The organism is Sphingosinithalassobacter sp. CS137 (assembly GCF_014334115.1).
Taxonomy (GTDB): Bacteria; Pseudomonadota; Alphaproteobacteria; order Sphingomonadales; family Sphingomonadaceae; genus Sphingomonas.
This window is the reverse complement of sequence record NZ_CP060494.1, coordinates 576,066-600,477: the sequence shown is the minus strand read 5'-3', so window position 1 is coordinate 600,477 and position 24,412 is coordinate 576,066. Positions and strand designations below refer to the sequence as shown.

25 protein-coding genes are annotated in these 24,412 nt (G+C 67.8%); 9 read left to right on the top strand and 16 right to left on the bottom strand.

Going from position 1 to position 24,412, the window contains the following annotated elements; translation table 11 throughout:
• Positions 1-17: 17 nt before the first annotated feature.
• The 3 genes from H7V21_RS02865 to H7V21_RS02855 are packed head-to-tail and all read left to right on the top strand — an operon-like array spanning position 18 to position 3,060.
• Positions 18-455, top strand: a complete 438-nt coding sequence (locus tag H7V21_RS02865; RefSeq protein ID WP_316715490.1) for a hypothetical protein — start codon at positions 18-20, stop codon at positions 453-455.
• A complete protein-coding gene (locus H7V21_RS02860; RefSeq protein WP_188055125.1) occupies positions 455-1,858 on the top strand; it encodes an NAD(P)H-hydrate dehydratase in 1,404 nt (467 codons plus the stop codon). The genes H7V21_RS02865 and H7V21_RS02860 overlap by 1 nt, the downstream gene beginning before the upstream one ends.
• The gene (locus H7V21_RS02855; protein ID WP_188055124.1) at positions 1,849-3,060 is read left to right on the top strand and encodes a class I SAM-dependent RNA methyltransferase; all 1,212 of its coding nucleotides are present in this window, start codon (positions 1,849-1,851) and stop codon (positions 3,058-3,060) included. Before H7V21_RS02860 ends, H7V21_RS02855 begins: the two co-directional genes overlap by 10 nt.
• On the opposite strand, the gene truA is transcribed toward H7V21_RS02855, so the two are convergent.
• The gene (gene truA / locus H7V21_RS02850) at positions 3,050-3,808 is read right to left on the bottom strand and encodes a tRNA pseudouridine(38-40) synthase TruA (protein ID WP_188055123.1); all 759 of its coding nucleotides are present in this window, start codon (positions 3,806-3,808) and stop codon (positions 3,050-3,052) included. The two genes, H7V21_RS02855 and truA, sit on opposite strands and share 11 nt — an antisense overlap.
• On the bottom strand, positions 3,805-4,710 hold the full coding sequence (gene fmt, locus H7V21_RS02845) for a methionyl-tRNA formyltransferase (protein WP_188055122.1): 906 nt from the start codon (positions 4,708-4,710) through the stop codon (positions 3,805-3,807). The genes truA and fmt overlap by 4 nt, the downstream gene beginning before the upstream one ends.
• A gap of 93 nt (positions 4,711-4,803) precedes the next feature.
• Here fmt and recR point away from each other — a divergent pair, with 93 nt between their 5' ends.
• Both recR and def read left to right on the top strand, forming a co-directional pair.
• A complete protein-coding gene (gene recR / locus H7V21_RS02840; protein ID WP_188055121.1) occupies positions 4,804-5,400 on the top strand; it encodes a recombination mediator RecR in 597 nt (198 codons plus the stop codon).
• 165 nt (positions 5,401-5,565) lie between these two features.
• Complete coding sequence (def, locus tag H7V21_RS02835; RefSeq protein ID WP_188055120.1) at positions 5,566-6,093, top strand: peptide deformylase; 528 nt, start codon at positions 5,566-5,568, stop codon at positions 6,091-6,093.
• A 46-nt stretch (positions 6,094-6,139) separates the two neighbouring features.
• On the opposite strand, the gene H7V21_RS02830 is transcribed toward def, so the two are convergent.
• Positions 6,140-6,526, bottom strand: coding sequence for a four-helix bundle copper-binding protein (locus H7V21_RS02830; protein ID WP_188055119.1), 387 nt, complete (start codon positions 6,524-6,526; stop codon positions 6,140-6,142).
• A gap of 202 nt (positions 6,527-6,728) precedes the next feature.
• Here H7V21_RS02830 and H7V21_RS02825 point away from each other — a divergent pair, with 202 nt between their 5' ends.
• Positions 6,729-8,012 carry a DNA recombination protein RmuC gene (locus H7V21_RS02825; RefSeq protein WP_262503977.1) on the top strand — a complete coding sequence of 428 codons (1,284 nt, stop codon included), beginning with the start codon at positions 6,729-6,731 and terminating at the stop codon, positions 8,010-8,012.
• A 3-nt stretch (positions 8,013-8,015) separates the two neighbouring features.
• Here the strand turns inward: H7V21_RS02825 and H7V21_RS02820 are convergent, their stop codons facing one another.
• From H7V21_RS02820 to H7V21_RS02785, 8 genes are read right to left on the bottom strand one after another with little or no spacing between them, the layout of a single operon-like run.
• Positions 8,016-8,735 carry an META domain-containing protein gene (locus tag H7V21_RS02820; RefSeq protein ID WP_188055118.1) on the bottom strand — a complete coding sequence of 240 codons (720 nt, stop codon included), beginning with the start codon at positions 8,733-8,735 and terminating at the stop codon, positions 8,016-8,018.
• Between the two features lie 59 nt (positions 8,736-8,794).
• Entirely contained in the window at positions 8,795-9,595 is an 801-nt protein-coding gene (locus H7V21_RS02815; protein WP_188055117.1) for a TrmH family RNA methyltransferase, read from the bottom strand.
• A gap of 55 nt (positions 9,596-9,650) precedes the next feature.
• The gene (locus H7V21_RS02810; RefSeq protein WP_188055116.1) at positions 9,651-9,923 is read right to left on the bottom strand and encodes an HPr family phosphocarrier protein; all 273 of its coding nucleotides are present in this window, start codon (positions 9,921-9,923) and stop codon (positions 9,651-9,653) included.
• Entirely contained in the window at positions 9,920-10,327 is a 408-nt protein-coding gene (locus tag H7V21_RS02805) for a PTS sugar transporter subunit IIA (protein WP_188055115.1), read from the bottom strand. The genes H7V21_RS02810 and H7V21_RS02805 overlap by 4 nt, the downstream gene beginning before the upstream one ends.
• A gap of 16 nt (positions 10,328-10,343) precedes the next feature.
• Positions 10,344-11,261 (bottom strand): RNase adapter RapZ, encoded by a 918-nt coding sequence (gene rapZ, locus H7V21_RS02800; RefSeq protein WP_188055114.1) that lies wholly within the window; start codon positions 11,259-11,261, stop codon positions 10,344-10,346.
• Complete coding sequence (locus H7V21_RS02795) at positions 11,258-11,686, bottom strand: HPr kinase/phosphorylase (protein WP_188055113.1); 429 nt, start codon at positions 11,684-11,686, stop codon at positions 11,258-11,260. Before H7V21_RS02795 ends, rapZ begins: the two co-directional genes overlap by 4 nt.
• A 14-nt stretch (positions 11,687-11,700) precedes the next feature.
• Positions 11,701-13,275 carry a sensor histidine kinase gene (locus H7V21_RS02790; protein ID WP_188055112.1) on the bottom strand — a complete coding sequence of 525 codons (1,575 nt, stop codon included), beginning with the start codon at positions 13,273-13,275 and terminating at the stop codon, positions 11,701-11,703.
• Positions 13,244-13,951, bottom strand: coding sequence for a response regulator transcription factor (locus H7V21_RS02785; RefSeq protein ID WP_188055111.1), 708 nt, complete (start codon positions 13,949-13,951; stop codon positions 13,244-13,246). The genes H7V21_RS02790 and H7V21_RS02785 overlap by 32 nt, the downstream gene beginning before the upstream one ends.
• A 194-nt stretch (positions 13,952-14,145) precedes the next feature.
• On the opposite strand from H7V21_RS02785, the gene H7V21_RS02780 reads away from it, so the two are divergent.
• On the top strand, positions 14,146-15,765 hold the full coding sequence (locus H7V21_RS02780; RefSeq protein WP_188055110.1) for a phosphoenolpyruvate carboxykinase: 1,620 nt from the start codon (positions 14,146-14,148) through the stop codon (positions 15,763-15,765).
• Between the two features lie 99 nt (positions 15,766-15,864).
• Here the strand turns inward: H7V21_RS02780 and H7V21_RS02775 are convergent, their stop codons facing one another.
• From H7V21_RS02775 to H7V21_RS02760, 4 genes are read right to left on the bottom strand one after another with little or no spacing between them, the layout of a single operon-like run.
• On the bottom strand, positions 15,865-16,560 hold the full coding sequence (locus H7V21_RS02775) for a hypothetical protein (RefSeq protein ID WP_188055109.1): 696 nt from the start codon (positions 16,558-16,560) through the stop codon (positions 15,865-15,867).
• On the bottom strand, positions 16,557-18,368 hold the full coding sequence (locus H7V21_RS02770; protein WP_188056314.1) for a DUF885 domain-containing protein: 1,812 nt from the start codon (positions 18,366-18,368) through the stop codon (positions 16,557-16,559). The genes H7V21_RS02775 and H7V21_RS02770 overlap by 4 nt, the downstream gene beginning before the upstream one ends.
• Before the next feature lie 26 nt (positions 18,369-18,394).
• The gene (locus tag H7V21_RS02765) at positions 18,395-18,856 is read right to left on the bottom strand and encodes an NfeD family protein (protein ID WP_188055108.1); all 462 of its coding nucleotides are present in this window, start codon (positions 18,854-18,856) and stop codon (positions 18,395-18,397) included.
• Positions 18,856-19,842 (bottom strand): SPFH domain-containing protein, encoded by a 987-nt coding sequence (locus H7V21_RS02760; RefSeq protein ID WP_188055107.1) that lies wholly within the window; start codon positions 19,840-19,842, stop codon positions 18,856-18,858. The genes H7V21_RS02765 and H7V21_RS02760 overlap by 1 nt, the downstream gene beginning before the upstream one ends.
• Before the next feature lie 49 nt (positions 19,843-19,891).
• Between H7V21_RS02760 and H7V21_RS02755 the strand changes: the two genes are divergently transcribed.
• The gene (locus H7V21_RS02755; RefSeq protein ID WP_410482670.1) at positions 19,892-20,701 is read left to right on the top strand and encodes an HpcH/HpaI aldolase/citrate lyase family protein; all 810 of its coding nucleotides are present in this window, start codon (positions 19,892-19,894) and stop codon (positions 20,699-20,701) included.
• A 108-nt stretch (positions 20,702-20,809) separates the two neighbouring features.
• The gene (gene guaB, locus H7V21_RS02750) at positions 20,810-22,267 is read left to right on the top strand and encodes an IMP dehydrogenase (protein WP_188055106.1); all 1,458 of its coding nucleotides are present in this window, start codon (positions 20,810-20,812) and stop codon (positions 22,265-22,267) included.
• 48 nt (positions 22,268-22,315) lie between these two features.
• On the opposite strand, the gene H7V21_RS02745 is transcribed toward guaB, so the two are convergent.
• A complete protein-coding gene (locus tag H7V21_RS02745) occupies positions 22,316-24,283 on the bottom strand; it encodes a serine hydrolase domain-containing protein (protein ID WP_188055105.1) in 1,968 nt (655 codons plus the stop codon).
• Between the last annotated feature and the right edge of the window lie 129 nt (positions 24,284-24,412).

Genomic DNA, 24,412 nt, shown 5'->3' with positions numbered 1-24,412 from the left:
CCACGCTTTCGTCATCATTGGCCGGGGCGGCCCGCCGGGGCGCGGGCGCGGCGGCGCATCCGCTCCGCGCCGGTGTTCTGCTGGGCGCCATCCTGCTGGCCGGCTGCGAAGTGCCGCTGCCCGACAAGGCGGCGCAGGCCGCGGCGAAAGAACATCGTGCCGCCATGGCGTCGGACGAGGGCAGGATCGTCTGTTCGCCGCTCGGCACAAGCGAATTCGCCCCGGTCTGCACGGTGGACCGGGTGCAGTCGCAGGACGGACTTTTTCTCACGCTGCGGCACCCCGATGGCGGCTTCCGCCGGCTGCTCGTGACTCGCGACGGCCGCGGCGTCGTCGCCGCCGATGGTGCCGAGCCTGCGCTGGTGATCCCGCGCAGCGAGACCGAGATCGAAGTCGCGCTCGGCGGCGCCCGTTATCGGCTTCCCGCCACTGTGAACTCCAGGGCGCTGCCGTGATGCGGATTCCGTCCGGCGCTCCGATCCTGACTGCCGCGGCGATGGTCGCCGCCGAACAGGCGGTGTTCGCGTCGGGCGTGTCGCAGGAAGCGCTGATGGAGCGTGCCGGTGCCGTCGTCGCGCGCGAGGCGGCGCGCTTCGCCGTCGGTCGCCATGTGCTCGTCCTCGCCGGGCCCGGCAACAACGGCGGGGACGCCTATGTCGTCGCGCGGCATCTCGCCGAGGCCGGCTGCGACGTCGAGGTTGCCGCGCTCGGAGCCCCGAAGGCGGGAGCCGCAGCCGCGATGCGCGCACGCTGGGCCGGGCCGACGGTGGCTTTGATCGACGCCCGGCCGCGGCGGTTGCTGATCGACGGGCTGTTCGGCACCGGCATGACACGTCCGCTCGACGAGGACGTCGCCGAAGCGCTCGCACGTCTCGTCGCCGCTGCCGATTTCGCGCTCGCGATCGACTTGCCGAGCGGTCTCGATACCGACAGCGGCGCGAGCCTCGGCGCCCCCCGCGGAATCGGCGCCACCGTGGCGCTCGGCGCGCTCAAGCCAGCGCATCTGCTCGGCGACGGGCTCGAACGCTGCGGCCATCTCTTTCTTGCCGATATCGGCGTTCCCGTGACCGGCGACTGGCGCACGGCCGCGCGGCCGCGCATCGCGCCGCCGGCGGTGCACGCGCACAAATATACGCGCGGGCTGGTCGTCGTGCTCGAAGGCGCGATGCCCGGCGCCGCCCGGCTCGCGGCGCGGGCGGCGCTCGCGGGTGGGGCGGGCTATTGCATCCTGGCGGGAAAGCAGGTGGAGCAGGGCGGCCCCGACGCGCTCGTCCGCCGCACCGTCTCGAACGTCGAGGAGCTACGCGCCCTCTTCGATGATGATCGCATCGCCGCGCTCGTCGCCGGGCCCGGCCTGGGGCGCGACTCATGGGCCCGTACGCTGCTCGCCGAGGCGCTGCGTTCGCCGCATCCGCTGGTGCTCGACGGCGATGCGCTCACCCTGGTTGGCAGCGACGGTCTCGATGCGGTGCGCGAACGAGCAGCGCCGCTCTGGCTCACGCCGCACGGCGGCGAGTTCGACCGGCTGTTCGGCTCGGGGGAGCGGAGCAAGATCGAGCGGACTCTCGCCGCCGCGCACGCCAGCGGTGCGACCATCCTCCACAAGGGCGGCGACACGGTCGTCGCCACGCCGCAGGGGCAGGTGCGGGTGCTCGCCGGAGCCTCTTCCTGGTTGTCCACTGCCGGGACCGGTGACGTCCTCGCCGGGCTCCTTGCCGCGCGGCTGCCGCACGGCCATGACGCCGCGGCCGAGGCGGCGGTCTGGCTCCACGCCCGCGCCGCCCAGCGCGCCGGCCCCGCCTTTCACGCCGACACGCTCATCCACCATATCCCGGAAGCAATCGCCGAATGCCTGTGAACGACGCCGCGCCCGAGCCTGGAGACATCGTCCGCGTCGCGGCGCGCGGCGACGGCGTGACGCGCGACGGACGCCATGTGCCGCTCGCTGCGCCGGGCGATCGGCTGCGCGCCGACGGCGGCATCGTGCGCGGCCCGCATCATCGCACGCCCCCCTGCCGCCATTTCCCCGACTGCGGCGGCTGTCAGCTCCAGCATCTCGACGATGCGAGCTGGAGCGGCTTCATCGTCGACAGGATCGCCGGAGCGCTCGCCCAGCACGGCCTCTCGGCTCCGATCCGCACGCCGCAGCTCTCGCCCCCGCACACGCGCCGCCGCGCCACGCTCCATGCCGAGCGGCGCGGCCGTCAGGTCCATCTTGGCTTTACCGAGCAGGGCAGCCACCGTCTGATCGACATCGCCGAATGCCATGTCCTCGCGCCCGAGCTGTTCGCGCTGATCGCGCCGCTGCGGGGGCTGCTCGCGGCGATGCTGCCCGCATCGGGCCGTTCCGACGTTCACCTCGCCTGCACCGATCAGGGCGTCGACGTGCGCATCGGCCGAATCGCTGACGACAGCCTCGCCGCCGCCGAAGCGATCACTGCCTTCGCCTATCGCCACGACCTCGCCCGGCTCGCGATCGACGACGGCTATGGCGCGCAGCCGCGCTGGGAGCCCGATCCGGTGACGGTGACGCTCGGCGGCGTGCCGGTGCCGTTCCCCGGCGGTTCTTTCCTTCAGGCGACGGCGGAGGGCGAGGCGGCGCTGGTCGCCGCAGTGCGCGAGGCGGCAGAGGAGGCGGGCAAGGTCGCCGATCTCTTCGCCGGTCTCGGCACCTTCGCCTTGGCCTTCCCGGAAGCGCGCGTCTATGCGGCCGAAGGCGCGCGCGAGCCGATCCTCGCGCTCAAGGCGGCCGCCGCGGGCGCGCGCCGCCAGCTCTTCGCGGATCATCGCGACCTGTTCCGCCGCCCGGTCGCGCCGAAGGACCTCGACCATTTCGACGCTGTGGTCCTCGATCCGCCGCGCGCCGGCGCCAAGGAGCAGATAGCCGAAATCGCCGCGTCGGCAGTTCCTATCGTTGCCTATGTTTCGTGCAATCCCAGTACCTTCGCGCGCGATGCCGAGACTCTGTGCAAGGGCGGCTACCGGCTCGACTGGATCCAGCCCGTCGGCCAGTTCCGCTGGTCGACCCATGTCGAGCTCGCGGCGAAGTTCAGTCGCTGATCCCGTCTCCGGGATACACCGCCCGCACGAAGAACAGCCCGTCGGGCGGCGCGTTCAGCCCCAGCGCGGCGCGGTCCTTCGCCTGCAGCGCCGCGCGCATGTCCTCGGGCGTCCATTGCCCTTGCCCCACCAGCGCCAGGCACCCGACCATCGAGCGCACCTGATGATGCAGGAACGAGCGCGCGGCCGCCGCCACGAACACGCGGTCGCCCGCGCGTGTCACTTCCAGCCGATCTAGCGTCTTTTCGGGGCTCTGCGCCTGGCAATGCGCCGATCGGAAGGTGGTGAAGTCATGGCGTCCCACCAGCACCGCTGCGGCTTCCTGCATCGCCGCCACTTCGAGCGGCCGCGCCACCTGCCACGCCAGCCCTTTCTCCCAGGTCAGCGGCGCGCGCCGGTTGACGATCCGATACTCATACGCGCGGCCCACACACGAAAAGCGCGCGTGCCAGTCGTCCGCCACCGCCTCGCACGCCAGCACCGCCACCGGGTCGGGCCGCAGCCGCGCGTTGAGCGCTTCCATCAGCCGGAACGCCGCGATCGGCTTGGCGATGTCGAGATGCGCGCGCATCGCCAGTGCATGGACTCCCGCATCGGTGCGTCCCGCGCCATGCACCACGGCATCCTCGCCCGTGACCGCAAAGGCGGCGTCCTCGATCGCCGCCTGCACGCTCGGCCCATGATCCTGCCGCTGCCAGCCCATGAACGGCCGCCCGTCGAATTCGATCGTCAGCGCGAAGCGAGTCACGCCAGCACGCTGCCCGGCGGGATCGCGAATCCGCGCAGCAGCTCGTCGGCCTTCATCACGCCGCGTCCGGCGCGCTGCACCGTCACCGGGCGGATCGCGCCACAGCCGCAGGCGATCGTCAGCGCATCGTCGAGCACCGTGCCCGGCGCGCCGTTGCCCTCGACCACTTCCGCCGCATGTACGCGCACGCGCTCGCCTGCGACTTCGAAATACGCGCCGGGCGCCGGATTGAACGCACGCACTTGCCGCTCGACTGCGTCGGCGCGCTGCGTGAAGTCGAGCCGCGCCTCGGCCTTGTCGATCTTGGGCGCATGGGTGACTCCGTGCTCGGGCTGCGGCACCGGAGGATGCGCGCCGGGTTCGGCGAGCACTTCCAGCATCAGCCGCGCGCCCATCGCGCTCAGTTCCTCGGTCAGTTCGCCCGCCGTCTTGGCGTCGATCGGCGTGCGCGCCTCCAGCCGCACCGGCCCCGTGTCGAGTCCCGCCTCCATCTGCATGATGCCGACTCCGGTCTCGGCGTCGCCTGCCAGGATCGCGCGCTGGATCGGCGCCGCCCCGCGCCAGCGCGGCAGCAGCGAGGCGTGGACGTTGAGGCACCCCAGCCGCGGCGCGTCGAGCACCGCGCGCGGCAGGATCAGGCCATAGGCCGCCACCACCGCCGCATCGGCGCCGAGCGCGGCGAACGCCGCCTGCGCCTCGGCATCCTTCAGCGACACCGGCGTGCGCGTCGCTATGCCCAGCGCCTCGGCGCGCGCCTGCACCGGCGAGGGAGTCAGCGCCTTGCCGCGTCCCGCGCGCCGCGGCGGCTGGCTGTATGCCGCGACGATCTCGTGCCCGGCCTCGACCAGCGCGTCGAGCACCGGCACGGCAAAGCCGGGCGTTCCCATGAAGACGATTTTCATGGCGCGTGCCTATGCGGCGGAAGGGAGGGTTCGCAACCCGGCATCGCTTCGTGGTCAATTCCCTTCGCCGCGCGAAACTCCTATCTCCCGGCCATGGCCTCTCCTGAAATCGACGCGCTCACCCAGGCGCTTTCCCGACTGCCCGGCCTCGGCCCCCGCTCGGCGCGCCGCGCGGTGCTGCACTTGCTCAAGAAGCGCGAGACGGCGCTCGAGCCGCTGCTCGCCGCGCTGGGGGCGGTTTCGGAAAAGCTCGCCACCTGTTCGATCTGCGGCAATGTCGACACCACCGATCCCTGCGGCATCTGCGCCGATCCGCGGCGCGAGGGGCGGGCGCTCTGCGTGGTCGAGGAAGTCGCCGATCTCTGGGCGCTCGATCGCTCGCGGCTGTTCCCCGGCAAGTTCCATGTGCTCGGCGGCCGGCTCTCGGCGCTCGACGGCGTACGGCCGGAGGATCTCGCGATCGACGGCCTCGTCCGCCGCATCGCCGCCGGCGGCATCGACGAAGTCGTCCTCGCGATGAACGCGACGCTGGAGGGCCAGACCACCGCGCATTACATCGCCGAGCGGATCGAGAGCTATCCGGTGCGCGTCACGCAACTCGCCCATGGCCTGCCGGTGGGGGGCGAGCTCGACTATCTCGACGAAGGCACGCTCGCCCAGGCGCTCCGCGCGCGCCGCCCGGTCGTCTGAGGCAAGGCGCGGCCCTGCCTGGAGCGGAGCGGAACCTCGTCCGTCCCGAGCGAAGGCGAGGGACGTGCCGCACACATAGCGCCATCTGGACTCGACCGCGCCCGCCTCGCCGCCTTGCAGGCGGCACCGATTGATTCGCCGCGACTAAGTCCTTAAATCGCGGGCATGGCGATCCTACCCATCCTCGAAGTGCCCGATCCCCGTCTGAAGACCGTCTCGACTCCCGTCGAAACGGTGGACGACGATGTCCGCAAGCTGATCGACGACATGTTCGATACGATGTACGCCGCGCCCGGCATCGGCCTCGCCGCGATTCAGGTCGGCGTGCCCAAGCGGATCGTCGTGATGGATCTGCAGGAGGAAGAGGACGAGGAAGGCAAGCCGATCCGCGACCCGCGCGTCTTCATCAATCCCGAGATTCTCGATCCCGCCGAAGAGATGTCGACTTATACCGAGGGGTGCCTCTCGGTCCCCGATCAGTTCGCCGACGTCGATCGTCCCGCCCGCTGCCGCGTGAAGTGGCTCGACGCGCAGGGCGAGGCGCATGACGAGATCTTCGAAGGCCTGTTCGCCACCTGCATCCAGCACGAGATGGACCATCTCGAAGGCATCGTCTTCATCGACCATCTCTCGCGCCTCAAGCGCCAGATGATCCTGAAAAAGCTCGAAAAGGCCCGCAAGGCCGCGGCTTGAGCCGAAGGGCCGGCCGTCGGTCCCGACACCGGCCCTCCATTTCCGGTCAGAACGTCTCCAGCGCGGCCCTGCAGTCGCGGGCGCATTCGCGGCACATCTGCGCGCAGCGGCGGCAATGGTCGTTGTCGTGCTTCTCGCACTCCGCCGCGCAGGTCTCGCACGCCTGGATGCAGAGGCGCAGCGTCGCCTGGATGAGTTCCTCGTTGCTCGCTGTCCGCCGGGTCGCGATCCGGTAGGTCGCGGTGCAGACGTCCGAACAGTCGAGGCAGAGGCGGATGCACCGCCGCATGTCCATTTCCTCGGCCACGCACGCATCGGCGCAGCTGTTGCAGATGGCGGCGCAGAACATCGCGTGGCGTACCGCCGTCGCTAGCGGCTCGTTCAGATTGCCCGCCACATCGGGATGGGCCTTGATCATTTCGGCGATCGACATCGCTTTCTCTCCTTGCTCAGGGGTTTGTCGTGCTCCCAACGGAGGCGTTCCGAGGCGAGTTCCGGCGTGTGCGCAGAAAGGGCTGTCCTACACGCATCGTTCCAGCTATGTTCCCATTATCCTGTGCTCTCTCGCGCGGGCGCGCGCAGGGGCGCGTCCGCGCGCGGAGGTGCGACCTTAGTGAGACCTTCGGGAGATTTGCGTGGGTTTTGAAACCGTCCTGATCGTCGCCGGCGCGCTGCTGCTCGGCCTTGCGCTCGGCTGGTTCCTCGGCAGCCGCGGCGAAGCGAAGATGCGGGTCGAGCGCGACAAATGGGAAGGCGAGTTCCGCGCCGCCGCCGCCGATCTTGGCCGCGCGCAGACCGATCTCGCGACGCTCAAGGCGGAAACGACCGGCATGGAGGCGCGCTTTGCCGAACTCGCCACGCGCGTGCTCGGCGAAGCGCAGAAGAATTTCCTCGAGCGTGCCGATCAGCGGTTCAACCAGGCGGGCGAGAAGAGCGAGGAAAAGCTCAAGGCGCTGCTCGATCCGGTGCGCGAGACGCTCAAGCGCTACGAGGACGGGCTGACTCGCGTCGAGAAGGAGCGCGAGGGCAGCTATCGCGAGCTGCGCGAAGCCGTGAAGACGCTTCATCTCGGCCATACCCAGGTCCGCGACGAGACCGCGCGGCTGGTCAATGCGCTCCGTTCGAGCCCCAAGGCGCGCGGGCGCTGGGGCGAGCAGAGCCTCAAGAACGTCCTCGAACATGCCGGGCTCAGCGCCCATGTCGATTTCCGCACCGAGGTTTCGGTAGATACCGAGGACGGGCGGCTGCGCCCCGACGTCGTCGTCAACCTGCCCGGCGGGCGCAAGCTCATCATCGACGCCAAATGCTCGCTCAACGCCTATCTCGACGCCAGCGAGGAAGTCGATGACGAGGCGCGCCGCGCACACCTCAAGGCGCATGCCGGCGCGATCCGCAACCATGCCCAGCAGCTCGGCTCTAAAAGCTATTGGGAGCGGTTCGGCGACGCGGCCGACTATGTGATCCTCTACATTCCCGGCGAACACTTCCTCACCGCCGCGCTCGAGCAGGACGAGGCGCTGTGGGAATGGGCGTTCGAGCGCCGCGTGCTGCTCGCCACGCCGACCAATCTGGTCGCGATCGCGCGCACCGTCGCCAGCGTCTGGCGGCAGGAGAAGATCGCCGAACAGGCCGCCGAGATCGCCGCGCTCGGCAAGGAGCTGCATTCGCGGCTGGCGACGATGGGCAGCCACGTCACCAAGCTGGGCCGCAATCTCGAACTCGCCGGCAACGCCTATAATGCGATGGTCGGCAGCCTCGAGAGCCAGGTGTTCACTCAGGCCCAGCGGTTCGAGGCGCTGGAAGTCGCGACCGGCGCCAAGCGGATCGAGGCGCTGCCGGTCGTCGAAACCACGCCGCGCCCGCTGACGAAGCTCGCCCCCGCTGGTGACGGCGACGAGGCTTCGCGGGCTGCGGAGTAGGAGTCAGCGGCGCGGGCGCGGGGCAGGGGCCTCGGGCGCCAGCACGATCCGGCGTCCGTCGCGCGCGGTCATCACCAGCTTCTCGGCGCGGTTGGTGGTGACGCTCAGCGACTGGCCCAGGATCTCGACGATCGCGGCTTCCTGCCGCATCGCCGGGCCGGGGCAGGCCATCCGGGTCTGGTTCAGCCGGCCGATGTTCAGCCGGCCGCCGTCGAAGCGGAAGCTGCCCGAAAGCCGGTTGCAGCCGCCGGTGCCGGTGACGCGGCCCTGCTCGAAGCGCAGCGTCGCCTCGGGTCCGCGCAGCGGCCGGCCGTCGATCGCTTCGACGCGCCACGTGCCGTCGATGATCGCCGAGCGGTCGTGCCCGGCGCGCGGCGTCCCGCCGCAGCCGCGCCAGTGCATCCGGCCGGTGCGCACCGTCACCGTGTCGGGATAGCGCCGGTCGCTCATCCCGTCGTTGCAGGGGATGTGCGTGACGTCGATGGTCATCTGCGGGGTTTCGTAGCGGGTGCCGTTGATCCCGATGATCGGCCGCGGCTTGGCGACCGTCACCGGACGCCGGCCCGGCGCATCGAACCGCATCGTCCGCGCGTCGATCGTCACCGACCAGAACGGCTCGGTGCCCAGTGCCCGATAGCCGTCGCCGCGCCGCTCCTGGGCATGCGCCGAAACGGCTGCGGTGCAGGCCAGCGCGGCGGCGGCGATCGTCAACATGGTACGCATCACGGTGTCTCCCTTCGAGCCACTGGTCGCACCGCCCGGCTGAACGCCGGCTTGCCGGATCAGCGTCGCCGCTGGTTCAGCACCTCATAGGCCATCACTGCGGTAGCGACCGCGGCGTTCAGGCTGTCGGCCTTGCCGAGCATCGGGATCTTGACCAGCAGGTCGCATGCCGCTGCCATCGCGTCGGGCATGCCCTGCGCCTCGTTGCCGGTCAGGAGGAATGTGGGGGCTTCGTAGCGCGGCGCCTGATAGTCGAATTCGGTATCGAGGCTCAGGCCGACGAGTTGCCCCGGCCCGGAGCGCAGCCATGCCTCGAACGCCGCCCATTCGGTACGGGCGACCGGCACGGTGAACAGCGCGCCCATGCTGGCCCGCACCGCCTCGACCGAAAAGGGATCGACACATTCGCCGATCAGGATCAGCCCGCCGGCGCCCACCGCGTCCGCGGTCCGCAGGATCGTCCCGAGGTTGCCCGGATCGCGCAGCCGCTCGGCGACCAGCCAGATCGGTGCCCGATGCCGGTCGATCTGCCCGAGCGCCACCGCGAACTCGGCATAGACGCCGACGACCGCGCCCGGATTGTCCTTGCCCGAGAGCTTGGAAAGGATGTCGGCCGTCGTCTCGATTGCCTCGCCGCCCGCCGCCTCGGTCGCCTCGACCAGCGCCGTCACCAGCGGGTGGCCCGCCATGTCGCCGGCGTAGAAGAGATGCTCGGGCAGCCGGCCGGCTTCGCGCGCTTCGGTAAGGATGCGCAGCCCTTCGGCCAGGAACTGCCCCACCTCGCGCCGGTGCCGCTTCTCGCGCAGCTGGCGGACATGCTTGACCAGCGGATTGGAAAAGGCGGTTATGCTGCGCGGCATCGGAAATGGCTCTTGGCTGGGGGGGCGGTTGCCGCAATGGGCGGCCGCGCCGGCTTCAATCCTCGCCGAAGCGATCCTGGACGAGCTGCGCCAGTGCGTCCACTGCCGCCTCGGCGCCGTCGCCCTCGGCATGAATGACGATCGAATCGCCCTTGGCAGCGCCCAGCATCATCAGCCCCATGATCGACGTCGCGGTCACGGCCGTGCCGTCCTTCTCGACCGTCAGCGCCACCGGCTGGGCCGAAGCGAGCGTGACGAACTTGGCGCTGGCGCGGGCATGCAGGCCCCTGCGGTTCTCGATCCGGACCGTCCGGCGCGCGACGGTCACGCGGCGGCTTCCCCGAGCACTTCGGAGGCGACGGTGATATATTTCCTGCCTGCCTCGCGGGCCGCGGCGACCGCCTCGGTGACCTTCATCGTCTTACGGGCGCCGCCCAGCCGGATCAGCATCGGCAGGTTGATTCCGGCGATCACTTCGACCTTGCCCGTCTCCATCAGCGAGATGGCAAGGTTCGAAGGCGTGCCGCCGAACAGGTCGGTCAACAGCACCACGCCGCGCCCGGTGTCGACCTTCTGGATCGCTGCCGCGATGTCGCTGCGCCGCTCCTCCATGTCATCCTCGGGGCCGATGCAGATCGTGGCGATCGCCTCCTGCTTGCCGACCACATGTTCCATGGCGACGACGAATTCCTCCGCCAGCCGGCCATGGGTCACGAGTACCAATCCGATCATTCAGAATTCATCCCGTTCACCCCGCCTGCGGACGCCCTTCGAGCGAGTCCTGCGGGGCGGTCTGCAGATCGCGATGCGTGACCGTGGGCGAAAATCCGGCCGCGCGCAACCGCTGCGCCATCTCCTCGGCGACATGCACCGAACGATGTCTCCCGCCGGTACAGCCGAACGCCACGGTCACATATGCCTTCCCCTCGGCATCATAGCGGGGGATCAGCAAGCGCAGCAGCGATTCGATCTGATCGAGGGCGGGCGGGTACGCGGGATCGGCGATCACATAGTCCGCGACCGACGCATCCTTGCCGGTGCCCGGACGCAGCGAATCGACCCAATGCGGATTGCGCAGGAAGCGCATGTCGAACACCAGATCGGCGTTGCGCGGTAGCCCCCGTGCAAAGCCGAACGAGACGATCGACAGCGTCGTGCCGATCGCATCCTCGGAAAAGGTCGTGCGGATCTGCTGCGCGAGTTCGTTGGACGTCAGGTTGGTAGTGTCGATCAGCCGGTTCGACCACCGCCTGAGCGGCAGCAGCAGCTCGCGCTCGCGGGCGATGCCGTCGCTCGCCGGGCGGTCCTGCGCCAGCGGATGGCGCCGGCGTGTCTCCGAATAGCGGCGTTCGAGCTCGGCGCCCGAGCATTCGAGGAACAGCGTGCCGACGCCGTGGCCATGCTCTTCCTGGAGCTTCTTGATGCGTCGCACGATGCTCTCCGGATCGAAGCCGCGGGTGCGGGTTCCGATTCCGAGCGCCAGCGGCCGCTCGTCGCCATCGCTGCCCTCGGGAAGCGCCGTGTCGAGCAGCCGGTTCAGCAGCAGCAGCGGGAGATTGTCGACGACTTCCCAGCCGAGGTCCTCCAGCGTGCGCAGCACGGTTGATTTCCCCGCGCCCGACAATCCGGTCACCAGCAGGATGCTCTTGCGGGATTGCCGGCTCATGCCGCCAACGTCCTGAGCGCGATCTCGACCTTGATCGGCGCGGAGGCCTCGAGCGCAGGCAGGGCGAGTTCGGGCACATCGATGCCCGCGATCCGGCGCGTGCTGGAGCCCTCCGGCAGTCGGGGCGGCGTGTCGAGGATCGTCACCAGAAGGGCGACGGGGCAGTGTTCGACGTGCGGCATTTCGACGATGCCGATGCCGCGCACTTCGATCTTCCCTGCGATCGTCGGCGGCGGCGAGGCGAGCAGGATACCCGCATCGCGCCGGCACAGAGTATAGTCGTCGGACACCAGTGCCGCACCGCGGTCGATCAGACGCAGCGCGAGATCGGATTTGCCCTCGCCCGAAGAGCCTTCGATCAGCACAGCACGGCCGCCGATCGCGACGCAAGAGGCATGGAGCGTTTCGGACGATATTTCAGCCACATGGCATTCCCGGTTCAGCGCCGGTTCGCGAGCGGCAGCCGGACGACGAAACGTGCTCCGCTCAGCCGGTCCTCTCGCGATTCGACGGCGATACTCCCCTGGTGCCCTTCGACAATCGTGCGGGCGATGGCAAGCCCCAGCCCGGAGTGCTGGCCGAATGCCTCGCTCTGCGGCCGCACCGAATGGAAGCGACGAAAGATCGCCTCGCGCGCCTCTTCGGGGACGCCCGGACCTTCATCCTCGACGCGGACGACCAGCATGTCGCCTTCGGCGCGCAGCGACAGCGTGATGAGGCCGCCCTCCGGCGAAAAGGAGATCGCGTTCTCGACCAGATTCTCGAACACGCGCTCCAGACGAGCGCCTTCGCCGAGCACCTCGAATCCGCCGGCGCCGACGCGATCGAAGCGAATTCGGACATCGTTCGGCACGCTGCGTGATTGGCGTTGCGCGATTAGCGCTGCGAGCAAGGCGTCGATATCGACCGGCTCGAACGTCGCGCGGCTCAGCTGCGCGTCTAGGCGGGAGGCTTCGGAAATATCCGTGATCAGCCGGTCGAGCCGATGGACGTCGTCGCGGACGATCGCGATCAGCCGTTCCTGAAGCGCGGGATCCTTGACGTTGCCCAGCCCCTCGACTGCCGACCGCAGTGAGGCGAGCGGATTCTTCAGCTCGTGGGTCACGTCCGCGGCGAATGCCTCTGTCGCATCGATCCGGGCCCGCAGCGCACCGCTCATGTCCGATATGGCCCGGGCCAGCAGGCCGATCTCGTCGCGTCGCGTCGGCAGCCGCGGCACCGTCACTTCGCGCGCGCGTCCCAGCCGCACTCGGATCGCGGCGCGCGCCAGATGCCGCAGCGGCTTCACGATCGTCCGTGCGAGAAACAGTGACAGCAGGATCGAGACGATCGAAACGATCGCGAGAACGACGCCCAGCCGATAGCGCTCTGCGCGTACGGTAGTCGTTATGTCGCGCGCGTTCACTGTCGTCATCACCGCGCCGAGCTGCGTGATCGGCGCAGCGGCGGTGATCACCGGCGTGCGGTCGGGCGCGCGCCAGACGGTCGCCGGGGTTCCGTGCGTCACGCGCGCGGTGCGCACGTCCGGCCATTCCAGCCCATGTTCGGGATCGCGTTCGCGATAGAGCGGCGCACGTTCGGCACCGGCGACAGTGTCGATCATCGCGTCCAGAAAGCGTGCGACCGACTGGTTCCACGGATCCTTGTCGGGATCGCGCAGCACGACATTGCGCAGGCCGAGCGCCCTGCTGTCGGAGATCAGGCGTCCCTCCTCGTCGAACAGCCGGATGCGCGAGCCGGTGTCGCGCGCCAGGCTCAGGACCAGCAGGTCACGACGCTCGGGAGTGGCCGACGCGAGCGCCTGCGCGATCAGCCGCACCTCTCGGCTTGCCTGCGCGACGCGGCTGTCGACGATCCGGCTACGAAAGCTGTCGAGATAGGAGAAGCCGCCTGCGAGCAGCGCGAGGGCAAAGATGTTCACCGCCAGAATCCGGGGCGTCAAACTGACCCGGTTCGACCATTTGAGCGCCAGGTCGCGCTCCTCATTCCTCCGAGAAGCGGTAGCCGGCGCCATAGAGCGTCTCGATTGAATCGAAATCCGGATCGACCTGGCGGAACTTGCGGCGGACACGTTTGATATGGCTGTCGATCGTTCGGTCGTCGACGTAGATGTCGTCCTGATACGCCGCGTCCATCAACTGATTGCGCGTCTTCACGATCCCCGGCCTTTGCGCGAGCGTTTCCAGGATCAGGAACTCGGTGACCGTAAGCGTCACATTCTGACCGCCCCAGCTCACGCGGTGGCGCGCAGGGTCCATCGTCAGTTGCCCCCGCACCAGCGTCTGCGGCGCTTCGGTCTCGCTGCCGTCACCAGCGGTATGCAGCGATTCGGTGCGGCGCAGGATGGCGCGGATGCGCGCGATGAGCAGCCGCTGGCTGAACGGCTTGGCGATATAGTCGTCCGCGCCCATGGCCAGGCCGAGCGCTTCATCCAGCTCATCATCCTTGCTGGTGAGGAAGATTACCGGAACGGCGCTTTTCTCGCGCAGCCGGCGCAGTAGCTCCAGGCCGTCGAGCTTGGGCATCTTGATGTCGAGCACCGCCAGATCGGGCGGATTCTCGATCAACGCCTTCAGCGCGCTTTCGCCGTCAGAATAGACGCGCGTCAGAAACCCCTCGGTCTGCAAGGCGATCGACACGGATGTCAGAATATTCCGGTCATCGTCGACAAGGGCGATCGTCGCGGTCATTCGAAGAGGCGGAAAGAGGTGCAGCGCATCGCTCCCGGTTAGCCCAATGCGCTCGGGCGCTCAATCCATGGACACCGGTTACCTATTTGACCCAGCAGCCGCGGCGTGCCTATGCGCAAGCTACTGCTGCAACGCCGGGCCGCCGGAGAGATGCGTGTATGCACCCTTCAAGACGGCCATTTTGGGAGAAGAACGTGACCGAGCGGAAACCGCGTACCGGGCTGGACGCCCAGGGGATCGAGACGCGGGCGGACATTCACTGGAACCTGCTTACCGAGCCGCTCGTCGAGCAGGCTGTTGCGCGTGGTGAGGGCAAGCTGGCCGCCGGGGGCCCGTTGGTGGTCTCCACCGGCAAGCACACCGGCCGTTCGGCGCAGGACAAGTTCATCGTCCGCGACGCGAAGACCGAAGAGCCCATCTGGTGGGGCAAGACCAACAAGGGCATGACTCCCGAGCACTTCGCTGCGCTGAAGGCAGATTTCCTCGCCGCGGTGAAAGACAGGGACACGTTGTTCGTCCAGGATCTCTACGGAGGTTCGCAGCCCGAGCATCGCGTCCGTGTACGCGTGATCAACGAGCTCGCATGGCATAATCTCTTCATCCGCACGATGCTGGTCCGGCCCAAGGCGGAGGAGCTTGCCGGCTTCGATCCCGAATACACGATCATCGATCTGCCTAGCTTCAAGGCCGATCCCGAGCGCCACGGCTGCCGCTCCGAGACGGTGATCGCAGTCAGCCTGACCGACAAGCTGATCCTGATCGGCGGCACGGCCTATGCCGGCGAGATGAAGAAGAGCGTGTTCGGCCTGCTCAACTATCTGCTTCCCGAGCAGGGCATCATGCCGATGCACTGTTCGGCCAATATCGGTCCGGATGGCGGCACGGCGGTGTTCTTCGGCCTCTCGGGCACCGGCAAGACGACGCTCTCGGCGGATGCAAGCCGCACGCTGATCGGCGACGATGAGCATGGCTGGTCGGACACGGCGGTCTTCAATTTCGAAGGCGGCTGCTATGCCAAGATGATCCGCCTGTCCGAGGACGCGGAGCCGGAGATCTATGCGACGACCCGGCGGTTCGGCACGGTACTCGAGAATGTGGTGATGGACGAGGACACGCGCGTTCTCGATCTCGACGACAACAGCCTGGCTGAGAATACGCGCGGGGCCTATCCGATCGACTTCATCCCCAACGCGTCCGACGACAATATGGGTCCGGTCCCGAGCAACGTCGTGATGCTCACCGCCGATGCATTCGGTGTGCTGCCCCCGATCGCGAAGCTGACGCCCGATCAGGCGATGTATCATTTCCTGTCGGGATACACCGCCAAGGTCGCCGGCACCGAGATCGGCGTTACCGAACCGGAAGCGACCTTCTCGACGTGCTTCGGCGCACCCTTCATGCCGCGTCACCCCTCGGTCTATGGCAATCTCCTCAAGGAGCGGATCGCCAAGGGCGGGGTGCAGTGCTGGTTGCTCAACACCGGCTGGACCGGCGGCAAGTTTGGCGTGGGATCGCGCATGCCGATCAAGGCGACTCGCGCGCTGCTCAACGCAGCGCTCGACGGCAGCCTGAACGCCGCCGAGTTCCGCACCGATCCCAACTTCGGGTTCAAGGTGCCGGTGGCGGTTCCGGGCATCGATCCGACGATCCTCGACCCCCGTCAGACCTGGGACGACAAGGAAGCCTATGACGCGCAGGCGGCGAAGCTCGTCGACCTGTTCAACGAGAATTTCGCGCAGTTCGCGGAGCATGTGGACGAAGGCGTGCGGCAGGCCGCACCCAGCGCCCCCAAGGCCCCGGCAACATCCGCCTAGTTCGCACGGCAGGTGGGATCGGGCTCTGATCGCATTGCCCGATCCGACCCGAGATGAACCTGCCCCGCGTCGACGCTGGCCCTGCCCTATGCGGCGGCCTTACTCGCGTACAGCGTCCAGGTCCGTCTGTGCCGCTGCGTTTGCGACAAAGTGTAGTGTGCCGAGTGGCGGCCGCGCCGCCATTCGCCGCGCGAGACGCATCAACTCCCCGCGCGAGTTGATCGCGCAGTAGCGCGTCACCAGGATGCTCATCTGCCCCGCGTCCCGCACATTTTGTGGGGGACAGTCGCGTTGCAGAACCGTGAACATCTCAACTGGTCCATCGCCTTGGTTGGAGCGCTCCAGAAGGATGTACTCGCTTCCCGGTCTGCTTCCGATCTGAAGTGCCCAGAGTTCTCGCCACGCGGCTCCACTGTCGATCCTGCCGAGCTCGACAAAGAAGCCATAATCGAATGGCGCCTGCGCAAGCTCATCGCGTTCGGAGGCAGTCGCGATAGCCGCGAAGCAGTGGAAGACGCCGTAGTTGCGGATGGCAAGCCATGTGGCCTCTCCCTGGTCGTCGCTGTCTCTGGACGAGAGGCGCCAGTCGCCGAACTGCACTCGTGACTCGCAGCCGAAGCCGCCGTCCCCGCCGGTGAAGCCACGCGGCCACTTTTGCTCGAAGTCGTCGTCGAACAGCGGAAGGTCCGAGTGGATCAGATCGTCGGCCGCCGGCTCGGCATCCTGCACCGTCGCGTGCGCGGATGCCCCAACCAATGCGATGCACAGAAGTGCTCCGATCCAATTCACGATCACCCCCCGATATATCGCTCCACCACGCGTCCGAGCACCGTCATCGGAACGTTGCCGCTGGTCACGACCGCGTCGTTGAAGTCCTTGAACGCATAGCGGTCGCCCATCGCCGCCTGCGCATGCGCGCGCAGGCGATTGATCTCGCTGTGCCCCACCTTGTAGCCGCATGCCTGACCCGGCCAGGAGCAGTAGCGCTCGACTTCGCTCGTCACTTCGTCGATCCCCGATCCGTTCGTTTCATGGAACCACTGGATCGCCTGCTCGCGGCTCCAGCGCTTCGCGTGTAGCCCGGTGTCGACCACCAGCCGGCAGGCGCGGAAGGCGATCGACTGGAGATAGCCGAGCCGCCCCACCGGATCCTCGTCATACACGCCCAGCTCGTTCGCCAGCTGCTCGGCATAGAGCGCCCAGCCTTCCGAATAGGCGTTGAACGACAGCAGCGAACGGATCAGCGGCAGGCGGAACGCATATTCGCCCTGCCAGGCATGGCCGGGAATCGACTCGTGGTAGGCGAGGGTCGGCAGGCTGTATTTCGTATGCAGCCGCGTGGTGTGCAGGTTGATCCAGAAGCGCCCGGGCACCGATCCGTCAATCGTTCCCGCCCCGCCATAGGCGCCGGGCGCGCCCGGCTCCTCTTCGGGAGGCAGGCGCTTCACTTCCACGTTGCCGCGCACGAGCGTGTTGAATGCCTGGGGCATCCGGCCATGCATGTCGGCGATCCGGGCGCGCAGCATTTCCAGGATCTGCTGGCGTCCCTCGTCATTGTCGGGGAACAGGAAGCGCGGATCATTGCCCAGGCCGATCATCCGTTCGCCGACCGTCCCCCGCGTGTAGCCGAGCGATTTGAGGATCGTGTCCATCTCGGCATGGAGCTGCGCGAGCTCCTCGCGGCCCATCGCATGGACCTCGTCGGGCGTCATATCGGTGGTGGTCGCCGCGCGCAGCGTCCAGGCATAATATTCGTCGCCCTGCGGCAAATCCCAGACGCCTGCGTTGCTGTTGGCGCGACCACGATGCGACTGAAGCTCCGCGAACTGTCGGTTGAGCGCGGGCTTCACTTGCGTCGCGGCGATCACCGCCGCTGCGGCCGCATAGTCGCCGGACATGGCGTCGGTGCGTCGTTCGATCGATTCGACCACGCCCCATTGCGCGGGATTCCCGCTGCGCGCGAGATCGAGCTGGCGCAGCGCCTTGTCGAGCAGGAAGTCGGGTGCGATCACGCCCATCGCTGCGGCGGCGCGCAGCCGCTCGGTCTCGCCGTCGAGCTGGCGGGCGTAGGATTCCAGTCTCGCGAGATAGGCCTCGGCATCGGCAGCCGTCTCGATCTGATGGTCGCTGTCGAGCATCCGCGGCACATCGAGATAGGCGCCGACGTTCTGAATCACCACATAGGGCGAATTGCGCCATCCGCCGACGGAGACATCGCCATAGGGGAAGCGCATCCCGTCCAGCCCGAGGCCATAGCTGGTCTTCACCACATCGACGTTGATCTTCATGTCCGGGCCCAGCGCGTCGATGTCGATCGCGTCGATCTCCGCAAGCGTACCGGCGAGCTGGTGCTGGATCGCTTCCTGACCCTCCGGACTGCGGTCGGTGAGCCGCGACTTCAGCGCGGCGCGGGTTCCCCGGTCGATGCCCAGATAGGTGGCGCTCTCCGGATAGACCGCCAGATACTGTTCGGCCACCTGATCGATCAGCCGCTGTGCCGCGGCGTCCGCGCCGCTCTGCTGCGCCCAAGCCCGCGCGGGCAGCGCGGCGGCGGCGAGCGTCGATCCGGTGCCCATCAGAAAGGCGCGGCGAGTGGACTGCATCATGTTCTCCGAAAAGGCGATTTTGCTCAGACGTCGGTCTCTAGCGCAGGCAGCGGCTCGACTTCCAGCACGCCGCCACGGCCACCCACCACGCGCACGCGCCCGCCCGCCGGTGCGTCGGGCCCATGCGCGGGCCACTCGCCGTCGCCTACGCGGACGCGCCCCACGCCACCCTCGATCGCCTGGCTGACCGTAACGGTCTCGCCCACTAGCCGAGCGATGCGATCGTTCAGCATCGGATCGCTGCTGGCCACCGGATAGTCACGATACCAGCGCTTGCCGATCACCACCGTCACCGCCGACCAGGCGGCAAAGCCGATCAGTTGCCCGCCAAGGCTGAGTTCGGGAAAGAACAGCGTGATCGCTCCGGTAATCGCGGCGGCCAGCGCCAGGAACACCAGGAACACGCCCGGGATCATCAGTTCGGTGATCGCCAGCAGCACAGCGGCGAGCAGCCACCACACGCCTGCCTGATCCATCCAGTCCATTAGTGATCCCGATCGAAGGGAGAGCGTCGCGGCGCTGGGGCAGGGGAGGCGGCCGTGTCCGCCGATTGCTCGCCCTTGTCCAGCACGTCGCGCGCCAGTTCGCCGATGCCGCCGAGCGTTCCGATCAGCTGCGTCGCTTCGACGGGGAACAGGATGGTCTTGGCGTTGGGCGACGTGGCGAACTTGCCGACTGCCTCGACATATTTTTGCGCAACGAAATAGTTGATCGCCTGGGCACCCCCCTTGGCAATCGCCTCGCTCACCACCAGCGTCGCGTTGGCTTCGGCTTCGGCGGCGCGCTCGCGTGCCTCTGCCTCGCGATACGCAGCTTCGCGTTTGCCCTCGGCTTCGAGGATCGCCGATTGTTTCAGACCTTCGGCGCGCAGGATCTGCGAGGCGCGATCGCCCTCGGCGTCGAGGATGTTCGCCCGCTTCTCGCGCTCGGCCTTCATCTGCCGTGCCATCGAATCGACGATGTCGCGCGGCGGACGGATGTCCTTGATCTCGACGCGCGTAATCTTCACGCCCCAGGGAGTCGTCGCATGATCGACGACGTTCAGCAGCCGCGCGTTGATCTCGTCGCGCTTCGACAAAGTCTCGTCCAGATCCATCGAACCCATCACGGTGCGCAGGTTGGTGGTCGCGAGGTTGAGTAGCGCGTTCGTGAGATCCGACACCTCGTACGCGGCCTTGGGTGCGTCGAGGACCTGAAAGAAGACGACACCATCGGTCGAGACCATCGCATTGTCTTTCGTGATGATCTCCTGCCCCGGAATGTCGATCACCTGCTCCATCATGTTCACCTTGCGGCCGACGCGATAGAAAAAGGCGGGGTAGAAGTTGAAGCCGGGCGTCGCGGTGGTCGTGTAGCGGCCGAAGTGTTCGATCGTATATTGATATCCCTGGCGCACGATCTTCACACTGGAGAAGAGGTAGAGCACCACGAGCACGGCCACGAACACCAGAAAGGTGGATAGAACGTCCATCTTCGACTCCCCTCGCAATCCTGTTCCCTTGCTAGCATAGGTGGCGCCCATGGCTATCGAAACTCGCCTCGCTCCGCGTACTGCGCTGTTCCTCCCCGCGTCCAATCCGCGTGCGATCGAGAAGGCGCGGGGGCTCCCCGTCGATCTGGTGATCCTCGACCTCGAGGATGCAGTGAAGCCCACCGACAAGGATGCCGCCCGCACCGCCGCCGCCTCCGCGATCCGCGAGGGCCTGGGCGGCAAGCCGGTCGCCGTGCGCATCAATGCCCCGGGCACACCCGATTGCGGTCCGGACATGGTGCTGCTCCGCGAGACGCCGGCCGATTTCGTGGTCGTGCCGAAAGTGGAAACGGCCCGCGCCGCGCTCGACGTTCATTCGGTGATGCTCAAGCCGGTGCTCGCGATGATCGAGACGCCGTCAGGCGTGCTTGCCGCGCACGAGATCGCCGCCGCGCAGATGGTGCATGGCCTGATCGCCGGCACCAACGATCTGCGCGCCGAGCTTCGCATCCCGCCCGCGGCCGACCGAAGCGGGCTTGCGCTCGCTCTTCAGACGATCGTGCTTGCTGCGCGTGCCGGCGGCGCCTGGGCGCTCGACGGCGTGTTCAACGCGCTGGGCGACTCGCAGGCGCTGGGCGAGGAATGCCGGGCCGGACGGGCGATGGGCTTCGACGGCAAGACGTTGATCCATCCGAATCAGATCGACATCGCGGCCGAGGCGTTTGCCCCCAGCGAAGCCGAGCGCGAAGAGGCGCGCGCTCTGATCGAAGCTGCGAGTGGCGGCGCCGAGCGATTCCGCGACCGCATGATCGAGGAGATGCACGTCGCACAGGCGAGGGCGCTGCTCGCGCGCGCCTGAGCATCGCCTGCACCTCCGGCGGCGCGCGGAGCGGAGCGCCCTCTAGCGTATCTCCCGCCTCGCGGTTACATGGGCCGCCAACCTCCGACTCAGGACTGCTGGCGCCCCATGGACATCCCTCTCGGTCTTACCTTCGACGACGTGCTCCTCTATCCGGGCGAGTCCGAGATCGTGCCGAGCCGCGCGGACACGCGGACATATGTTTCGCGTGGGCTGGCGCTCAACATCCCGATCATATCCTCGGCGATGGATACAGTCACCGAGTCCGACATGGCGATCGTCATGGCCCAGCTCGGCGGCATTGGCGTCCTCCACCGCAATCTCGATGTCGACGCACAGGCGGACGCCGTTCGTCAGGTGAAGCGGTTCGAAAGCGGCATGGTCGTCAATCCGATCACCATGGCGCCCGAAGGCACGCTTGCCGAGGCGCAGGCGCTGATGGCGCGGCACCGGATCAGCGGCATTCCGATCACTCAGGCGGATGGCCGTCTCGTCGGCATCCTGACCAACCGCGACGTTCGCTTCGCCGAGAGCCCGCAGCAGCCGGTTTCCGAGCTCATGACTCGCGAAAATCTCGCGACCGTCTCGCCCGGCGTGACGCAGGAAGAGGCACGGCGCCTGCTCCATCAGCGCCGGATCGAGAAGCTGTTGGTGGTCGATGCCGACTATCGCTGCATCGGCCTCATCACGGTAAAGGATATCGAGAAGGCAGTCCTCTATCCCGGCGCCACCAAGGACGGCGCCGGCCGGCTGTGCGTGGCCGCGGCCACCACGGTCGGGGACAGCGGCTTCGAGCGAACCGAGGCGCTGGTCGACGCGGAAGTCGATCTGATCGTGATCGACACCGCACACGGCCACAACAAGGACGTGAGCCGCGCCGTCGAGCGCGTGAAGAAGCTGTCGAACAATGTTCAGGTCATCGCAGGCAATGTCGCCACCGGCGAAGCGACTCGCGCGCTGATCGGCGCGGGCGCTGACGGGATCAAGGTGGGGATCGGCCCCGGATCGATCTGTACCACTCGCGTCGTCGCCGGCGTCGGCGTGCCGCAGCTCACCGCCGTGATGGACGCGGCGAACGAAGCAGCGAAGTCGGGCATCCCGGTGATCGCCGACGGCGGCATCCGCACGTCGGGCGATATCGCCAAGGCACTGGCCGCGGGCGCGAGCTGCGCGATGATCGGATCGCTGCTCGCGGGGACCGAGGAAGCTCCCGGTGAGACGTTTCTCTATCAGGGCCGTGCCTATAAATCCTATCGCGGCATGGGTAGCGTCGGCGCGATGGCCAAGGGCTCGGCCGACCGCTATTTCCAGCAGGACATCAAGGATCAGCTCAAGCTCGTTCCCGAAGGGATCGAGGGCCAGGTTCCGTTCAAGGGCCCGGCGCGTGACGTGATCCACCAACTCGTCGGCGGCGTGAAGGCGGCGATGGGCTATGTCGGCGCCGCCACATTGCCGGAGCTGCGTGAAAAGGCGCGGTTCGTCCGCATCACGAATGCCGGGTTGCGCGAAAGCCACGTCCACGACGTGACGATCACGCGCGAGGCGCCGAACTACCCCACCCGCTGACGGGCGCTACCGCACCACGGAAGCTCCGCGGTGCGGCGCTACCTTCGGTCAGGGCACTTCGGTGTAGACATATTCGTGCTGGCTCTCGCGCACGGTCAGTGTCCGCGTGCCGTCAGGCAGCGCGCCGACGAGCGCGTCGACGCTGATGATGCCCGGGCCCGCCGAGACGACGGAAACCGTACCATCGGCATTCTGCCGCGTCGCGACCGGCCCCTCGACGAAGCCCGCCTTCATCCACGGAACGCCGTCCTTTTCGGTGAACTCGATCGATCCGACCTCGGGGTCGCGATACGTCGTGGCGAGGCCTGCGAGCACTTCGGTATCGGGCGGGAAGGTCAGCCGCTCGCGGCGCGCCTGGGCCTGGGCCTTCAGCCGCCCGGCCGCCGCCGCGACTTCCGCCGCCGCTTCGGGCTCGCCGTCATAGGCTATTTCGAGCAGCCGGCGCAGAAACGGCCCGAGCATCGACGCGCCCGAGTCCGAGTTGGTCAGGATCACGGCGCCGATCCCCGCTTCGGGGATCGCGTAGAAATTGCTGTGGAAGCCCTGCAGCGTACCGCCGTGCGTGATGACCGAAACCCCGGAGACGATGCGCTCCATCAGCCCCATGCCATACCAGGCGTTCTCGCCGAGCGGGACTCCGCGCCGCCGCCGCTCGAGGATGTTCTCCTCGCTCACCAGCCGCTCGCCTTCGGGCGTGAGGCCCTTGCCGAGTTCGAGCTGGGCGTAGCGCGCAAAGTCCGCGGCGGTCGACCAGGCGCCGCCCGCCGGCCGGTGCGGCGTGATCAGGTGATTGAAGCCGTTCGACATGAGGACCATCCGGCCGTCGAGATCATATCCGTGCGGCCGCGCCCAATTGCCGCTTTCGCCTTCTTCGAACGAGAAAGTGGTATCGGGCATGCCCAGCGGCCCGAAGATGCGGTCCTGCATCGCCCGGTCGAACGCCGCCCCGACTTCCATCTCGGGATAGGCGAGCATCCCGCCCAGGTAGCCGGCGGCCGACGCCATCAGGTTGTTGTACTGAAAGAGTTCGCCGAAATCGCTCGTCGGTTCGGTTTCCGCCAGCCCGACAAAGGTTTCCATGGCCGGGGCGCCGGGATCGTCCAGGATGAATGCGAAGTCCTTGCGCGGAAGGCCGGTGCATGCACAAACGAGATGCCGGACGAGCGTGGACTCGGTCGTCGCGTCGCTGCCCAGCCGGAAGTCGGGGTAGAGATCGGTGACCGGCTGTTCCCAACGCAGCTTGTCCTCGTCGGCCAGCACGGAGAGCAGCAGTGTCGCCATGCCCTTGGTGTTGGACGCGATCATGAACTTGGTGTGCTCGTCGACCGGTTCGGTCGATCCGAGCGCGCGGACCCCATAGCCGCCTTGATAGACGACGCTGCCGTTGTCGATCAGCGCGTATCCGACCCCCGGAACCTCCAGTGCCTCCGCCGACTGCGCCACGAAATCGCGCATCGCCTGAATGCGGTCGGGAGTCAGCCGGTGCGCGGTCTTTCCGGCAAAGCTCTCTTCCCGATAGCCGGCGGGGCGCAGGCTCTGCGCGATCAGCGAGGTCGCGGCCATGCGCATGCTCGCAACGGCTTCGGAGCCATCGGTGATAACGACCGTCCAGTCGTCGCCCTTGCGCAGGGCCGACGCCGAGACGGTCGCGCGCTCGCTCGGCGACGTCTCGTAGGAAATCCCCACGCGTTCGTCCCATCCGCCACCGGGGTTGCCGGCGGTCACCACGCGCACGGTGCGATTCGCCTCGGGATTGTACATGGCCCAGGCCTGCGCCGCCGCCGCCTGAGCGTTCGCCGCACTGCCGACGTCCACGACCGCGATCGTCAGCGTGCCTTCCGGAGCCGTCAGCAGCGTCGCTGGTCCGCGGACCTGCGCCGTCCAGTCCTTGGGCTGGGTAAAGGCGACACCGGACCGGGTGGCGGCGGCCGTGTCGGCTTCGGCAGCCTGTTGCGCAGCTGCGGGTATCGTCGTCAGGCACGTGGCGGCCAGGGCAAGAGCAAGAACCAGTTTCACGGGCATCCCCCTGTATTATCCAGATAGGGCAGCTTCTCTGTTTTTAACCGGATTGTCCATAGAGAGAATTATCGGCCCAAACAGGCCTATTCCACTCTGCTGCGGTCTCCCTCCTGCGCTCCGCTTTCC

Coding starts and splice junctions, on each gene's coding strand:
- H7V21_RS02860 (WP_188055125.1), top strand. CDS start 455: ATGCGGATTCCGTCCGGCGCTCCGATCCTGACTGCCGCGGCGATGGTC.
- H7V21_RS02855 (WP_188055124.1), top strand. CDS start 1,849: ATGCCTGTGAACGACGCCGCGCCCGAGCCTGGAGACATCGTCCGCGTC.
- fmt (WP_188055122.1), bottom strand. CDS start 4,710: ATGAAAATCGTCTTCATGGGAACGCCCGGCTTTGCCGTGCCGGTGCTC.
- recR (WP_188055121.1), top strand. CDS start 4,804: ATGGCCTCTCCTGAAATCGACGCGCTCACCCAGGCGCTTTCCCGACTG.
- def (WP_188055120.1), top strand. CDS start 5,566: ATGGCGATCCTACCCATCCTCGAAGTGCCCGATCCCCGTCTGAAGACC.
- H7V21_RS02830 (WP_188055119.1), bottom strand. CDS start 6,526: ATGTCGATCGCCGAAATGATCAAGGCCCATCCCGATGTGGCGGGCAAT.
- H7V21_RS02820 (WP_188055118.1), bottom strand. CDS start 8,735: ATGCGTACCATGTTGACGATCGCCGCCGCCGCGCTGGCCTGCACCGCA.
- H7V21_RS02815 (WP_188055117.1), bottom strand. CDS start 9,595: ATGCCGCGCAGCATAACCGCCTTTTCCAATCCGCTGGTCAAGCATGTC.
- H7V21_RS02805 (WP_188055115.1), bottom strand. CDS start 10,327: ATGATCGGATTGGTACTCGTGACCCATGGCCGGCTGGCGGAGGAATTC.
- rapZ (WP_188055114.1), bottom strand. CDS start 11,261: ATGAGCCGGCAATCCCGCAAGAGCATCCTGCTGGTGACCGGATTGTCG.
- H7V21_RS02790 (WP_188055112.1), bottom strand. CDS start 13,275: ATGGCGCCGGCTACCGCTTCTCGGAGGAATGAGGAGCGCGACCTGGCG.
- H7V21_RS02785 (WP_188055111.1), bottom strand. CDS start 13,951: ATGACCGCGACGATCGCCCTTGTCGACGATGACCGGAATATTCTGACA.
- H7V21_RS02770 (WP_188056314.1), bottom strand. CDS start 18,368: ATGCAGTCCACTCGCCGCGCCTTTCTGATGGGCACCGGATCGACGCTC.
- H7V21_RS02765 (WP_188055108.1), bottom strand. CDS start 18,856: ATGGACTGGATGGATCAGGCAGGCGTGTGGTGGCTGCTCGCCGCTGTG.
- H7V21_RS02760 (WP_188055107.1), bottom strand. CDS start 19,842: ATGGACGTTCTATCCACCTTTCTGGTGTTCGTGGCCGTGCTCGTGGTG.
- H7V21_RS02755 (WP_410482670.1), top strand. CDS start 19,892: ATGGCTATCGAAACTCGCCTCGCTCCGCGTACTGCGCTGTTCCTCCCC.
- guaB (WP_188055106.1), top strand. CDS start 20,810: ATGGACATCCCTCTCGGTCTTACCTTCGACGACGTGCTCCTCTATCCG.